Origin of the sequence: Psychrobacter sp. Ps6, assembly GCF_022129235.1 — a bacterium.
Classification (GTDB): domain Bacteria; phylum Pseudomonadota; class Gammaproteobacteria; order Pseudomonadales; family Moraxellaceae; genus Psychrobacter.
Genome location: NZ_JADQAI010000001.1, coordinates 298,369 through 313,556, shown reverse-complemented (window position 1 = coordinate 313,556; position 15,188 = coordinate 298,369). Strand labels below are relative to the sequence as shown.

The following is a 15,188-nucleotide window of genomic DNA, read 5'->3' as shown; positions in this document are numbered from 1 at the left end:
TTGCTGCAAAATATTGCTTAACCCAACATAGGCATGAAATTCGCAGCCAATCCACCGATGAATATCTCAAGCAGATAAAAAACAAAGAAGGCAACCATCGGTGACAAATCAAGCATCCCTAAGTTTGGCGTAATACGACGAAACGGCTCTAGTATCGGCTCCGCTAAGCTCATAATAATACCAATAATAGGATGCTGTGATTGGGTAAACACCACGATCCAGCTGACGATAATAGACCCAATCACCAAATAGCGACACATACGTAAAAAGTCTAACACTAGGCTGATCGTACCAGTGAAAAATAGCGGCACAGGGGCAATCCCTTGATGCGTCAATGCTGCTTTTCCAGAGATGTCAATCAGACGAATCAAAAACATCAAAACGATAGCCGCAATGCTAATACGTCCCTGTCCGACCGTTGGGAAGATACGCCCAAACACATCGACGATATGGGTCGCTTTATAGGCAGGTGCAATCATCGGGTTGCGCGCATCCATCCCTGCAAATTGCAGCATAAAACGAATAAACACCAGCATCATAGCGAATGTGGTGACCAGATCAAAAACTTGAAATAATATGTTGTTCATGAAGGGCTACTCAATGGGACATTGTTGACAGATTTTAGGATGACAACTGTCATTATCAGATGCGAATCATCATGCAATGTAGGTCAGCTGTTTAGCCTGACCTACTTTTTGGGTCGTTACTTATTAATTACTAACTAATAACTATTTACTCATCTCTTCACTAAGCGCTTGGCTACGATCATAACAAGCTTGCATAGCTTCACCGATTTGGCGACCAATCTCGTTGGCTTGCATAGATTCAACGGCTGCTTGGGTGGTACCGTTTGGAGACGTCACTTTGCGGCGCAATTCAGCAGGCGCATCTTCACTATTCATCGCCATTTTTGCCGCACCTATCATGGTTTGCAGTGCCAGTGCCGACGCCTGCTCGGTATCTAGTCCTAGCGCAATGCCTTTGTCGACCATCGATTCGATGAAGTAAAACATGTACGCTGGCGCTGAGCCTGACACGGCAGTAACAGCATGCATATGTTCTTCGTTATCGACCCACATGACCAATCCTGACGCTTCCATCACCGCAGTTGCCAACGCTTTTTGTTCGGCTGAGATATTATCTGTACCGTAGAGGCCAGTTGCACCCATCTGAATCATCGAAGGCGTGTTTGGCATGGCGCGCACGATATTACTATAGCCACCCAGCATGCTAGACAATAGGTCGGTTGACAAACCTGCGGCAACCGAGATGACCAACTGATTGTCCAATGCATCAGCAAAAGCACCAACCACCACTTTCATCATTTGTGGTTTTACTGCCAATACCACGATATCAGCACCGACCACAGCAGATTTGGCATCCGCCATTGGGTCAACGGTGTTTAGACCTTTAGCCGCTAGTTGCTCACGAATATCGCTGCTAGGATCGGCGACCGTGATGAGGTTTGGTTCGATGCCGCAGCCCACAAGCCCGCTAATAAGCGCTTGCGCCATGTTTCCGCCACCAATAAAACTGATTTTCTTATTATCTAATACCGACATACTTGTCTCCTAGTCACAAAATTTAAAAGTATTCAACGTAACATACTGATATATAAAACGACACTCAGTTTATCATACTGCTCCTAGTATCGTTTGATAAATTCCTGCCGTCTACAACGGTAGTAAACCTAGTTGAAACACGTAACTGGCGTCGACTATGACATGGTTTAGCTGTTAGATTGAGAAATAGTTTTTATAAAATATTTTGAGGTGTCAAATATGTTTTTTATTCGTAAGGCCACTCGAAAAGACTTCTCAGATATTGCAAAAGTACATGTCTATAGTTGGCATGATACTTACTTAGACCTTTTGCCCATCTCTTATATCAATGAGATAAATAACCTGACTAAAAAAACAGCCATGTGGGAACAGATATTGCGTCAACCCGAAGTAGAGGTTTGGGTAGCACAAGACGGTAATACCATTGCAGGTTTCATCGGTTACCATTCTCAAGATGAGCGCTATGAAATCACTACGCTATATATTTTACCTACTTATCAACATCAAGGTATGGGCAGCGCGCTTATGAAAGCCTCATTGCAAGATATAACAGCCGCTAATGCCGCAGCTCGTTTTCATCTATGGGTTTTAGACACCAACATCAACGCCATTAATTTTTATAAAAAACATGGCTTTGAGCAGAGTGCAGAGCGTCACGAGGAGATATATGAAAACACCAAAATAATAGATATTAAAATGATAAAAAATACCGATCCTCTAACTATCTAAATGATTTTAGTTCATCTAATCCGTTTGTCTTAGAACATTCTTAAAAACATCATCGATATCACTACCTAGACTTTTGGTATTGATCGAGAAGTCATTTTTCAATATCCACCTATCAAAAGGCGATAATAATAGGATGGGTATCTCATTTTTAGCGTTTTCTTTATCTAGAAACGCTACGCTGACCACAATCAAGCTTTCTCGCAGCCACAATGGAATACCAAGGGTTTGATACAGTTTTTTGCCTTCCTGTGGACGTGTCGCCAGTGCTGTCTGCACACGCTGCTTGCGATCTAATGGCTTTATCTTTAATACTGCATTGAGTGCTGTCTCACCTATCTGACTTTCTATCAGTCTTGCCAGCGCATCTGGATATACTTGCAACTGCCAGATATAGTCTTCACTACGACGAACAGTCAGTAGTAAAAAATCACCGTCTACTGAGTCATTTGTTGTCAAATCCAAACACGATAATGTCTGCGCTTGCTCCATCAATGGTCTATCTAACCAAGACAACCATTCACTGCTTTGACGATAGATTTGCTGACGATAGCGGCGAACGGTATAGGAGTGCGTGCGACCTTGCCAAAACAGCTCAGTTTGGTGATCATGGTCGCTGCGCTGAGTAAGGTTGCAGACGTCATCGACGAGCTGCTTAGCAGGCGGTAATGGCTCGTCTTGACCCAACCAATGATGCAGTAGTTGCCGCTGGCGATATAGAGGTAATGATTGCAATGTATCGATATTGAGCACGCGTTGTGCAGCTGGCAACTGTAGGCTTTCATTGACCGTCTGCTGCATATCTTGCTCAGCTTGAGCATTGACAGTGGCTTGTGCATCGCCTAATAGCTGCGCACTACGGGCAATATTATCGATGACATTTGGGTTATAAGTTGCCAGTACTGGCATGATATCGCGGCGCAGTCCGCTACGGACATTATCACCGCTGTCATTAGTCGGATCATCAATATAAGGCAATGCTAAGCGCTTGGCATAATTACTAATCGTGGCGCGCCGCACCGTAAGCCAAGGCCGCCATAATACATTGCGTCGCCCATGCTGGGTTTGTACTCGCCATGGCTGCATGCCTGACAGACCATTCACACCAGCTCCTTGGATCAAGCGCATCAGCACTGTTTCGGCTTGGTCATCGGCGTGATGCCCTAATAGCAATACATCGTCTTGATTGATATGCGCGCGCATGACGTTATAGCGGGCTTGACGCGCGGCTTGCTCATCATGACCTGTCACTTGTGCTCTTAGGATGCGACAAGGTATCTGCTGAATCTTAGCCCAATTCGCGACATGCGTCGCCCAGTGCTGACTGTCGGCTTGCAAACCATGATCAACATGTAACAGCTGCGGTAAGCAGGGCAAGCTACCTTGCCGATAGAGCTGCACACATAACGCTGCAAGCGCCAATGAATCACGCCCACCACTGCAAGCCAGCCACAGGCGACGACCATGCAGCTGCTCACTATAGTCCGACATACTATCCAATAATGCATCTGCCAATGTCTCATCAATCGGCAAATCTTTGATTGGTCTAATAGGATGCGTGAGGATAGCACTGCTAGTCATAATCAGCCTTAGTTTTAGATAGATAAATTCATGAGCAAACTAATGGACATAAAAAAACGCGCCATTGAATGACACGTTTTATTTTAGCATTAAGACTCAGTCTCTAATATGAAAAGCTTATCATTAAGCAGGCAGCATCACTTCTGAGTTAAACGTCTTTAGTTTTTCGTAGCGGAGCTCACAACGCTCTTGAGCACCCAAATCTTTGATTTCATCAAGCTGCTCAGTGATCAGTGATTTTAAAGCTTCCATAACGGGTTGTGGCTGCACATGTGCGCCCTCACCCTCATCAATAACAGCATCGATCAAACCCATTTGATATAGATTAATGGCGTTTAACTTCAATGCTTCACTGGCGTCTGGTGCTTTTTCAGCCGTTTTCCACAAGATAGAAGCACAGCCTTCAGGAGAGATGACCGAATAGATACTGTTTTGTAGCATGTTGACTTTGTCACCAACGCCAATAGCCAATGCACCACCTGAACCGCCTTCACCGATAATAGTGACAATGATAGGCACTTTTAGGCTAGAGAATACCGCGATACTCTCTGCAATCGCTTGCGCTTGACCGCGCTCTTCTGCGCCAACACCAGGATAGGCACCTTGTGTATCGACAAAGGTCATCACAGGAATATTAAAACGCTCAGCCATTTTGACCAAGCGAATCACTTTGCGATAGCCTTCAGGGTTGGCCATACCAAAATTATGCTCGATACGCTCACGAGTACTGCGACCACGATGCTGACCGATGACCATTACAGGTTGATCATTGAACCGTGCCAGACCGCCCAAAATGGCTTTGTCATCGGCAAAAGCACGATCGCCGTGCAACTCATCAAATTCAGTAAAAAGCTGATTAACATAGTCCATAAATAATGGACGCTTGGCATGTCGTGCAAGCTGCACACTATCCCAGACAGTGCTCATAGACGCTTCCCTTTAATCATTATACTTAATGTATTTATGTTTAAGAATAATATCGTTATCGGTGTTCAGATAATGAAAGTACAGTTGTAAACTGAGTAGAGGCTATAGTAGCACATCTTATATGGCATGACATTATCGACAGCACTGCTTTTGTTACGTTAATCTTTAACTCGATACTGACAATGGTAACACCTCAGACGCCTCGGCCTCCATCACGCTAAGCTGTACGCCCCATTTGGCAAACTGGTCAATCTCGGTACGCAAATCTGCGAGCAAGAACGCATAATGCTCACTGCTATCCGCTAAGGTGATTTGCCAGCTGTTTTCAGCGACTACCTTTAGTTCTAGCTCTGGTAGCGCATAATCACTGCGGCTATGATGTGCCAGTACGGCGAGGCGCAACAATAAGCAGAGATAAACCAACTGATCACCACCAATCTGACAAGTCTGCTCTAGCATATCGGCTTTGAGCTTGCGGCGATGGTTCAGCATCAACTGTGCCATGCGTTTTTGATCGACTTGCGAAAACCCTGGAATATCAGAATACTCCAGCAAATACGCACTGTGCTTATGATAGCTACTGTGACTGATTGCCAGTCCTATCTCATGCAAGAAAGCAGCACGTCTGAGCAAGTCGCAATCATCATTGGACAGCGCAAGCTTATCTTTTACTTGTTCAAATAAATGACGGCTGGTTTTCACCACTTGCTTGGCTTGCTTTTTGTCCCCTGAATAACGCTTGATTAATGCTAATACACTGCGGTCACGCACATCTTCACTAGCAAAACGACCAAGCATATCGTACATAACGCCTTCACGTAACGCACCATCTGAGTAGGTAATGGTCTCAACGCCCAACACCTTCATCACCGCGCGCAGCACTGCCACACCAGCAGGAAATACAGCTTTACGATGTTCTTTGACGCCTTCTAACTCGATATCATCGATATTGCCAATCTTAATCAGCAATTTCTCTAATTTTTTGACACCTTTATAGGTAATGCGTTCTTGCTCATCAGCCCAACCTTTTGACACTAGGACATTGCGCACTGCTTTGATTGTACCGCTTGAGCCAACTACGCTACTCCAGCCCGTCTTTTGATAACGACCGTTAATCGCTAAGACTTCTTTACGTGCACCTGAAATCGCACTATTAAAAGCTTCTTTAGTAATCAGGCCGTCCGCGAAGAATTTTTGGGTAAAAGAAACACAGCCCATTTGTAAACTTTCAGTCAACAATGGATCGAAATTTTGACCAATAATAAACTCTGTCGAACCGCCGCCAATATCCATAACCAAGCGTTTATCACTACTCTCGTTAGTATGCGAGACGCCCAAATAAATCAATCGCGCCTCTTCGCGGCCCGCGATAATCTCAATGGGCTTGGGCAAAATCTTATTGGCACGAGAAATAAAATCATTGGCATTTTTGGCTTGGCGCAAAGCATTGGTCGCAACCACACGAATACGCTCTGGCGGTACAGAATCCAAACGCGCCACAAACCGACTCAAACAATCCAGACCACGCTGTTCAGCTGTCTCGCTCAAGATTTTATGCTCATCCAGTCCAGCAGCGAGCTGTACCTTTTCAGACATAGAGACTACTTTGCGCACTTCCCCGTGGTCAAGACGAGCAATAGCTAAATGGAAACTGTTGGAACCAATATCGATGGCTGCCATCATTTCATCATCGCCAATTGGCGGATTCGTAAGGTAGTCAATAGGCATAGGACAAGTTGTCACCGTGTTAGAGAGAGTGTGTAGTTTAACAAAATCAGGTACGACATAGATATAAAATCATAGGTATAGAAAAAGCAGCCGCCACACAAATCTGGGCCATTTTTCCATTAAAGCATTTATACCAAATACGCGCAAGCGCCGCAAAATCATAGCAAAAGTGTAAAACGAATCTATCAAAGGCTAATGACCAAGCCTACATCTAACGCTTGTGTTAGCTATATCGGTTTGCTACATTGAAAGCTCGTAATATTGTGATAAAAAACCGTTATTTACTGCTTTTATATCGGTATAAATCACATCGAAACCCATCAATTATTTACCTAAAAACTGCCGACGATGGATAGTCGATGAACCCACCAGCAAGGAAGCTAACCGCATGAATCAAACAACTGAAAAAAATACGATCGAAACCGCCAATACCCATAACAGCACCAGAACGGATATGGCAAAAACTGAAGCGTCACCCAAACAGGCGTTTTATGATTTTTATTTAGACGAGCATCAAAATATGGCGTGTCGCCGTCTCCATTTCGCAGGTAGCAGCTTTGGTTTGTTAGGATTGGCAAAATCTATCAAAACTGGCTCGGCAAAGCCTCTCGCAAAAGGTATCGCTGCCGGATATGCTTGTGCTTGGGTCGGACATTTTTTCTTTGAAAAAAACAAACCTGCCTCGTTTAAATTTCCGCTAAAAAGTTTTGCCAGTGATTTTCGGATGTATAGCGACGTACTGCGTGGAAATTTAAGCCTAAAAGATCGCAGGTATGACAAACGCACAAAAAAACCAGCATCATAATTTATTATGAATGCTGGTTTATCTTTTAAATATCTAAGATTTTAGAGATTTAGAGTGGATTAACCCTTTGCCATCTCTGCAAATATTTCATCAGCAGCACTAATCGATGCATCAATATCTTCATTACTATGCTTGATTGACATAAAGCCTGCTTCATACGCAGACGGCGCCAAGTAGATACCGCGATCTAACATACCGTGGAAGAACGTATTGAACACGTCCATATCGCACTCTGTCACATCATCAAAGTTACTTGGGGTTTTGGTATCAGCGTCTTTAACAAAGAACATACCAAACATGCCGCCCAATTTATTGGTGCGCAGATTGATGCCATGCTTATCCGCCGCCGCTTGGAAACCATCGACCAGATGATCGACTTTGGCAGCTAAGTCTTCGTAAAAACCTTCTTCTGTTAAGTCTTCAAACATCGCAATACCAGCACGCATCGCAAGTGGGTTACCTGATAGCGTACCCGCTTGATAAACGCCACCAAGCGGTGCGATACAAGACATGATTTCTTCTTTACCACCAAACGCACCAACTGGCAGGCCTGCGCCGATAATCTTACCAAAACAGGTCAAATCAGGCGTGATACCAAAATGTGCTTGCGCACCGCCAAGACCGACACGGAAGCCCGTCATCACTTCATCAAAAATCAATACTGCACCATGCTCAGTACACTGGGCACGCAGTGTATCGTGAAACTCTTGCGCTGGAATGACCATATTCATGTTGCCAGCAATCGGCTCTAAGATCACGCAAGCGATCTCATCACCCCATTTTTCAAAGCAGTCTTTGATCGCTTGCGGATCATTATAAGGAATCGTGATCGTGTGCTTCGCAAAATCGGCGGGTACGCCTTTAGACGTTGGCTCACCGATATCGAGCATACCTGAGCCTGCTTTGACAAGTAGGCTGTCTGAATGACCATGATAGCAGCCTTCAAACTTGACGATTTTGTCACGTTGAGTATAACCACGTGCCAAACGAATCGCGCTCATGGTCGCCTCCGTTCCCGAGCTGGTCATGCGAATCATCTCAACGCTCGGGACGATGTGACAAATCTTGTCAGCAACCGTTGTTTCAAACGGCGTTGGTGTCCCAAAGCTCAAGCCATCATCGGCCGCTTTTTTTACCGCGTCGATGACTTTTGGATGGGCATGACCCAAAATCATTGGGCCCCAAGAACCAACATAATCGATATAAGCATTGTCTTCGGTGTCATAAATCTTGCTACCATTGGCGCGGTGCATAAAGATTGGCGTACCACCGACCCCTGCAAAGGCGCGGACGGGTGAATTCACACCGCCTGGGATATGCTTGCGGGCTTGTGCAAAGAGCTGTTCGTTTTTAGTACTCATAGCTATTCTCTATTTATAGGTTCTGTATTCTGTAAGTTCTGTGTTTTCTAAATGTCGTCAGTCTTATATTTGTTTATTATCGAATCTTTCAAGACATTTTTACAATTTACGCTTTTTTGACGACAGAAGATTTCAGTTTCATTGGGCCATAGCCATCGAGTTTACAATCAATATCGTGGCCATCGGTTGCGTCTGGCAATAGGCGAATACTCTTTGCCTTTGTACCGACTTTGATGACAAGTGAAGAGCCTTTAACCTTTAAATCTTTAATGACCGTAACGGCATCGCCATCCTGTAGCTCGTTGCCAACGGCATCACGAATGACAGCATCTTGCTCTTCCGCTTGCGCCGCATTTGTCTCAGCTGCTGTCCACTCGTGAGCGCACATCGGACATACCAGTAACGCACCATCTTCATACGTATATTCAGCATCACATTTCGGGCAATTTGGTAAGCTCATCATATCCTCGGCAGTCATCAGACGTTGGGTTTATTGTAGAGCGGACATTGTACCGTAACTCGCCATTTTTAACCAATTTGTACCGTTGAAAATGCCGCACTACGCCCAATTTAGTGCTTAACCCACACTTAAGCGCCCCACTTATGGATGACGTTTTTGTGACACCATTTTTGTGGTACTCTTCTTAACCTTATTTACATTTTTGCTGACAGGTTTTGTCAGTAACAACAGCGCCTATATAAAGTGCACCTATAATTCTTATCGCTTCGATTTCATCTATATATTTTTAATAATTAAGCATTCAGCAGAAGGATAATAACAATGACTCAGTCTCCAAACAGCGCTGCATTGCCGCAGTTTTCACAGTTGACCATTCAAGGCGAGGATGCCGAAAAATTCTTGCAAGGGCAATTGACTTGCGATGTCACCAAGCTTGGGCTTAGCTATCAAGCCGCTGCAATCTGCAACTTAAAAGGTCGGATCGAATTTGGTATTTGGATTAAGAAACAAGCCGAGAAGCACTATGATGTGGTCATCAGCAGCGATTGTGCAGAAGCCTTACAAGCTCATTTAAAAAAGTTTGGCGCGTTTTCTAAATTTGATACCAGTGAGTCGATCGCGATTTATCCTTGCGTGTTAGCAGACGAACCAACCTTTAGTCATAAGGACGATCACAATACCGCCACCGACACTCAGGCGTGGATGGAATGCAGCCTGGCGACTGGTAATTATTGGATTGTCGCGGCGACTCAAAGCGAGTTTCAGCCACAAGAGCTGCGCCTGCATCAACGCGGCGGCATGGACTACGATAAGGGCTGCTATTTGGGCCAAGAAGTCATCGCCCGTATTTATTTTAAATCTGCACCAAAAGCATTTTTACATTATGTAAAAGGTAGCGGCGCGGTGCCAGCAGCAGGCGACAAACTTGATAAAATCCAAGTGGTGAATGCGATAGAAAATGACAATGGCTTTACTGCACTTGTCGTGGCACGTCCTGAACAATTGGCAGAAAGTACGCTTAGCATACTAGACTTGCCAGCAGCGCTACAGGTGGATGTTGCGCGCCCAAAATAATTCGAATCAAGAAAGCTGCACAGCAACGGTGATGGCAAGCTAATATACGGCTACCATCATGATTAACATGAGCATAGAGAATCCCATGACACATATTGCGGTACTCGGAGCAGGCGTGGTGGGCGTGACCACCGCATGGTATCTACGTCAAGCAGGCTATGATGTGACCGTGATCGAGCGTGAGTCGGCAGCAGGGATGCAGACGTCCTTTGCCAATGGTGGTCAAATATCGGTCTCTCATGCCACGCCGTGGGCCAATCCTGCGACGCCAATGAAAGCGCTCAAGTGGCTGTTTAAAGAGGATGCGCCGCTACTGTTTCGCCTGCGTGCGGACAAGGATCAGCTCAAATGGGCCATGCAATTTTTGCAAGAGTGCCGCGCTGATAGAGCCGATGCCAATCTGGTGCAAATGGTGCGCTTAGGGTTGTATTCTCGCGACGCCTTACAGCAACTACGCGCAGATATCGGTATCAATTATGAGCAGCAAACGCGCGGTATCATGCACTTTTATACCAGCCAAGCGGAGTTTGATGCGGCGATTGAACCCACTGAGCGTATGCAGGCGCTTGGTTGTGAGCGCCATGTGATTGGTATCAATAATGCCGTTAACTTGGAACCAGCACTCTATCCCATTGCACATAAACTCACAGGCGCAACCTATACCAGCCGCGACGAGTCTGGCAATGCGCATCTGTTTACGCAGCGCTTGGCACAGCGCTGCATCGATGCGGGTGTACAGTTCTTATATGATACTGAGATTTTAGCGCTTAATACTGACGCTCACTCTGCGCGTCCGCATGTGCATAGCATTACCATTCGGCCAAAAAGCGAAAACGCGCAAACCTTTAGCGCTGATAGTCATGTGGTTGCGCTTGGCAGCTATAGCGTCCCTCTGTTAAAACCGTTGGATATTCGCGTGCCTATCTTTCCAGCAAAGGGCTATTCAGCCACCTATACGGTCAATCCACGAGCGCCGCATTTAGCGCCTTTTGTGAGCCTCATTGATGATGAGTTTAAGCTGGTGACTTCACGTTTGGGTGATAAGTTGCGAGTGGCTGGCACCGCAGAATTTAATGGCTATAATTTAAATTTGAATACCACACGCTGTGAGGCCATTACTCGTCGCGTGCAGCAATTATTTCCAAAGGGCATCATCGCAAATTCTGTGCAATATTGGACAGGACTGCGGCCCATGACCCCATCCAATGTACCTTTAATTGGTCGTGCACACTGTGGTCAAGTCAAGCATGGTAGCCACAATACTTCAGCCACTTTTGACAACCTATGGCTCAATACAGGACATGGTACGTTAGGCTGGACGCATGCTTGCGGCTCTGCAAAAGCCATCAGCTTATTGATACAAGGCGAAACGCCCAACGTTGATTTTGACTTTGTAGGAGCAAGCGATTGACCTAATATTGAAATAATATATCAAAGTTATGCCCATAAAAAACGGCGCTTATATTAGGTAAGCACCGTTTTTTGCTTTGACATAAAAACTGAGTTTAAGCCATTGCGCTGTCTGCTGAATTTTCTAATACCGCATTAGCCACATCGTCTGCGTTAGCACCCAACGCCTCTAACTGCACAGGCACACCATTCACGGCGGCATTACCACTTAACTGATCAATTAAGGTATCGTCTGTTAAGTCATTAACACTCACACCGGCATGCGCTTGCGCAATCTTTTGCTTAACCCCTTTACGTCCGTGACCAAAGCCATGCGGAATGCTGACCACGCCTGGCATCAGCTCATCGGTCACTTCTGCTGCAATGACCACACTGCCTACTCGAGAGGTCACTCTCACATCTTGCCCGTCTGTAATACCGTGCTGCACTGCCGTTTGTGGATGCAGCATCAACGTACAACGAGATTTACCTTTGACCAATCGATAGCTATTGTGCAGCCATGAGTTGTTGCTACGCACATGGCGACGACCAATGAGCAAAATCTCTTGATCATCGTACTGCTGCATCATCTCTTTGACCCGTGCCAAATCTGCCTGATAAAAATCAACATTAAGATTGATTTGCTTATTGGCATGCTTGATAGCCTCTGGCAACATACGATGCAAAGGTCCTAGGTCGATACCATGCGGATTATCTATTAGCGTGTCTAATGTGACGTCTTTATAAGGTCCATATTTGAGACCTTGCTCAAGTAAGAACTTCGGTCCAAAGGCTTTGGTCGCGGCACGTTCTTTTTGCATTGCTTCTGGCGCGTCTTTATCCAAACGATCGGCAAGCTCTAGATAAATTTCCCAGTCATGCTTTTCATTCTCTGTTTTGCTAAATAAGGCGGGCGAGTATTTGGCAACATTGTGTACGGCAAAACCATTAAACGTAATGTCGTAATGGTCGCGCTCGAGTGGCGAGACAGGCGGCAGGATGATATTGGCATGGCGACTGGTCTCGGTCACAAAGTAATCAAGCGACACCATAAACTCCAATCCTGATAATGCCTCATTCAATTTTTCGCCATTTGGCGTGCTGAGCACAGGGTTACCCGCGACAGTCATAAAGCCCTTTAATTGACCTTCTCCTTCTACCAGCATCTCATCGGCCATCGCAACCACTGGATATTCGCCATTAAAATCAGGCAGATTACTCACGCGGCTGTGACGTTTGCCCAAATAACCTGGGCCCGAGCTATTGACCACATCGACAGCAGGATTCGGGAACATGAGTCCGCCTACTTCATCTAAGCGTCCTGTGACGATATTGATGACCATAGAGAGATACTGGCTGAGCAAGCCAAACTCTTGCACTGAGATACCCATACGACCATAACAAACCGAGCTTTCAGCTTCACAAAACTCTTTGACGATACGTTTGATTTCAGTGGCGGTAATGCCTGTAATATCTGCTACTGACTCAGGGGTGAATCCTTCTGCAAATGATTCAATACGATCAATCTCTGGTGCTAACTCTGCCACTCGGCTATCTACCTTGGCGTAGCCTTGGGCGTAGATTTCATTGAGCATGGCCAGTAGCAACAATACGTCTGTCGCTGGGCGAATAAAGTGGTGTTCGCTGGCAATGTCTGCGGTTTCGGTACGCCTTGGATCGATCACCACCACTTTGCCATTGCGAGCTTTGATGTCTTTTAGTTTTTGACGCATGTTTGGCGCAGTCATGATGCTGCCATTAGACGCCAGCGGGTTGCCACCGATGATGAGCATATACTGCGTACGATTCACATCGGGGACTGGTATACGCAGCATGTGACCGAACAGATGCATGCTGACGATATGGTGTGGCAGTTGGTCAATTGAGGTCGCAGAAAAACGACTACGCGTCTTTAGGCTGGTCAGTAACTGTTTAATGGTCAACATACCACCCATGTTATGGACATTCGGGTTACCCAAATACACCCCAAATGCGTTTTGACCATATTTTTGCTGAACGGACTGGATACCTGCAGCAACTTTATCTAACGCCTCTGGCCAACTGATCGATTTCCAACCATCCGCCGTTCTTTCGACAGGTCCTCGCAAACGATCAGGGTCTTCGTACAAATCCTGCAAAGCCGTGGCTTTTGGGCAAATGTAGCCTTGAGAAAAAGGATCGTTTTTATCCCCTTTAATCGATAAGACTTTTTCGCCGTCGTGCTTGATCTCGACGCCGCACATGGCCTCGCATAAAGTACAGGTTCTAAAGTGGATTTGTTCGTTGTCCGTCGCGCTAGCCGCTGTAGTGGCCATAGTCATACTCCCTTTTGTGTTTTATAAATCCTAGCTTTCATGATGTTTATCATGACTCGCTATGGTTGCTTCCTTGCAAAAAATTGGCGAACAGTGCGTCAAAGCTGACATTCAAGGTGGCAATCGCTTGCTCCCTCGAGTAGCGCTGCTGATGACAGCCCAATATCAGCTCATGTACTTGCGCCGCTGCCATATCCACACAGAGATTGACAGCGCTGCGTTCACAAGAACGATTGGATAGCTGCAATCCTTGAATAAATATCTCTGTCCATTCCTCTTGTATTTCGCTGACTAGATTACCCAGTCCATTATTGAGTGAGGATTGGTTCTCTATATCGGCAGTGAATCGAGGACGATCTTCGAGCAAATGCTGAAACAGCGCAATATTCTGAAACGCTGAATCAAAAATCATTATCAGACATTGCTGACACTGCCGATTAAACTCATCCTTAGTCAGTACGTCATAGTCCTTGAGCATATTGACCCATGCCAGCCGCATCGGCGATAGATAGTTGTCTTTTAACTGAGCGCTGAGCTCGTTCTGTAACGCATCCAAGCTTTCAAAATGATTATAAAAACTGGGCTGCGCAATGCCAGCCCCTTTAGCCACTTTATTCATGCTCATACCGCGAGCGCCTTCTAGGCTATAGAGCCGTAACGCACTTTTTAATAAGGCACGCCGCGTCTTGGCTTTTGCCAGCTCACGTTTTGATTCTATAGGTACGGCTTCATTTTGCACTAATGCATTCAATACAGAGGTATCCCTACTCGATAAATGATGATGTCAACACGCCAGTAATTTACCTAAAGTGCTATTGTGCTAAAAAAGTGTGATGATAGGCACATATCGATCACTATTTTTAGACTCGTCATTTTTAAACCCACAATAATTTTTACTAACTATGTTTCAACTATAAGGTTATAGTCATTTAAACGATAAGTCTATAGCCAAATTCATAGTAGAACGCACGCTTCACAAAACAATAATTTTAGGCTGCTATCATGACATCACCTGTTTTTTCACCGTTTATATTGCCTTGTGGTATCACCTTGTCCAATCGCTTAGCCAAAGCCGCCGTGGAAGAAAATATGGCTGATGTTGGTCAAATCCCTGGCTCTACGTTAATGCGCTTATATACAAGCTGGCTCTTATTCCATGTTGCAAAATAAAAAAGCAGTGACCCATTTTTAGGTTTCTGCTTTTTATTCTTAGACCACATATTTTACGTAATATTGGTTTTTTTATCTTATTCTTACTTA

The 15,188-nt window shown here is 45.3% G+C and carries 14 protein-coding genes; 5 read left to right on the top strand and 9 right to left on the bottom strand.

Annotation, left to right across the window (positions count from 1 at the left end; translation table 11 throughout):
• Positions 1-17 precede the first annotated feature (17 nt).
• Both I3255_RS01340 and proC read right to left on the bottom strand, forming a co-directional pair.
• A complete protein-coding gene (locus I3255_RS01340; RefSeq protein ID WP_238036135.1) occupies positions 18-587 on the bottom strand; it encodes a YggT family protein in 570 nt (189 codons plus the stop codon).
• 141 nt (positions 588-728) lie between these two features.
• Entirely contained in the window at positions 729-1,562 is an 834-nt protein-coding gene (gene proC / locus I3255_RS01335) for a pyrroline-5-carboxylate reductase (RefSeq protein WP_238036133.1), read from the bottom strand.
• A gap of 219 nt (positions 1,563-1,781) precedes the next feature.
• On the opposite strand from proC, the gene I3255_RS01330 reads away from it, so the two are divergent.
• A complete protein-coding gene (locus I3255_RS01330; protein WP_238036131.1) occupies positions 1,782-2,291 on the top strand; it encodes a GNAT family N-acetyltransferase in 510 nt (169 codons plus the stop codon).
• Between the two features lie 15 nt (positions 2,292-2,306).
• On the opposite strand, the gene tilS is transcribed toward I3255_RS01330, so the two are convergent.
• The 3 genes from tilS to ppx form a co-directional block, all read right to left on the bottom strand.
• Positions 2,307-3,869 carry a tRNA lysidine(34) synthetase TilS gene (tilS, locus tag I3255_RS01325; protein ID WP_238036129.1) on the bottom strand — a complete coding sequence of 521 codons (1,563 nt, stop codon included), beginning with the start codon at positions 3,867-3,869 and terminating at the stop codon, positions 2,307-2,309.
• Positions 3,870-3,992: 123 nt separating this feature from the next.
• Positions 3,993-4,796, bottom strand: a complete 804-nt coding sequence (locus I3255_RS01320; RefSeq protein ID WP_238036127.1) for an acetyl-CoA carboxylase carboxyltransferase subunit alpha — start codon at positions 4,794-4,796, stop codon at positions 3,993-3,995.
• A 165-nt stretch (positions 4,797-4,961) separates the two neighbouring features.
• Positions 4,962-6,524, bottom strand: a complete 1,563-nt coding sequence (gene ppx / locus I3255_RS01315; protein WP_238036125.1) for an exopolyphosphatase — start codon at positions 6,522-6,524, stop codon at positions 4,962-4,964.
• Between the two features lie 454 nt (positions 6,525-6,978).
• Between ppx and I3255_RS01310 the strand changes: the two genes are divergently transcribed.
• A complete protein-coding gene (locus tag I3255_RS01310) occupies positions 6,979-7,329 on the top strand; it encodes a DUF962 domain-containing protein (RefSeq protein WP_238036516.1) in 351 nt (116 codons plus the stop codon).
• A gap of 59 nt (positions 7,330-7,388) precedes the next feature.
• Here the strand turns inward: I3255_RS01310 and hemL are convergent, their stop codons facing one another.
• The gene (gene hemL / locus I3255_RS01305) at positions 7,389-8,690 is read right to left on the bottom strand and encodes a glutamate-1-semialdehyde 2,1-aminomutase (protein ID WP_238036123.1); all 1,302 of its coding nucleotides are present in this window, start codon (positions 8,688-8,690) and stop codon (positions 7,389-7,391) included.
• Positions 8,691-8,796: 106 nt separating this feature from the next.
• Complete coding sequence (locus tag I3255_RS01300) at positions 8,797-9,150, bottom strand: zinc ribbon domain-containing protein YjdM (protein WP_275950121.1); 354 nt, start codon at positions 9,148-9,150, stop codon at positions 8,797-8,799.
• A gap of 321 nt (positions 9,151-9,471) precedes the next feature.
• Here I3255_RS01300 and I3255_RS01295 point away from each other — a divergent pair, with 321 nt between their 5' ends.
• Positions 9,472-10,224 (top strand): folate-binding Fe/S cluster repair protein, encoded by a 753-nt coding sequence (locus I3255_RS01295; RefSeq protein WP_238036121.1) that lies wholly within the window; start codon positions 9,472-9,474, stop codon positions 10,222-10,224.
• An 85-nt stretch (positions 10,225-10,309) separates the two neighbouring features.
• Positions 10,310-11,635 (top strand): D-amino acid dehydrogenase, encoded by a 1,326-nt coding sequence (locus I3255_RS01290; RefSeq protein WP_238036119.1) that lies wholly within the window; start codon positions 10,310-10,312, stop codon positions 11,633-11,635.
• 94 nt (positions 11,636-11,729) lie between these two features.
• Here the strand turns inward: I3255_RS01290 and I3255_RS01285 are convergent, their stop codons facing one another.
• Positions 11,730-13,928 (bottom strand): molybdopterin oxidoreductase family protein, encoded by a 2,199-nt coding sequence (locus I3255_RS01285; RefSeq protein WP_238036118.1) that lies wholly within the window; start codon positions 13,926-13,928, stop codon positions 11,730-11,732.
• A gap of 49 nt (positions 13,929-13,977) precedes the next feature.
• Positions 13,978-14,679 (bottom strand): TetR/AcrR family transcriptional regulator, encoded by a 702-nt coding sequence (locus I3255_RS01280; RefSeq protein WP_238036116.1) that lies wholly within the window; start codon positions 14,677-14,679, stop codon positions 13,978-13,980.
• Between the two features lie 251 nt (positions 14,680-14,930).
• Between I3255_RS01280 and I3255_RS01275 the strand changes: the two genes are divergently transcribed.
• The gene (locus I3255_RS01275) at positions 14,931-15,098 is read left to right on the top strand and encodes a hypothetical protein (RefSeq protein WP_238036113.1); all 168 of its coding nucleotides are present in this window, start codon (positions 14,931-14,933) and stop codon (positions 15,096-15,098) included.
• The last annotated feature ends 90 nt before the right edge of the window (positions 15,099-15,188 follow it).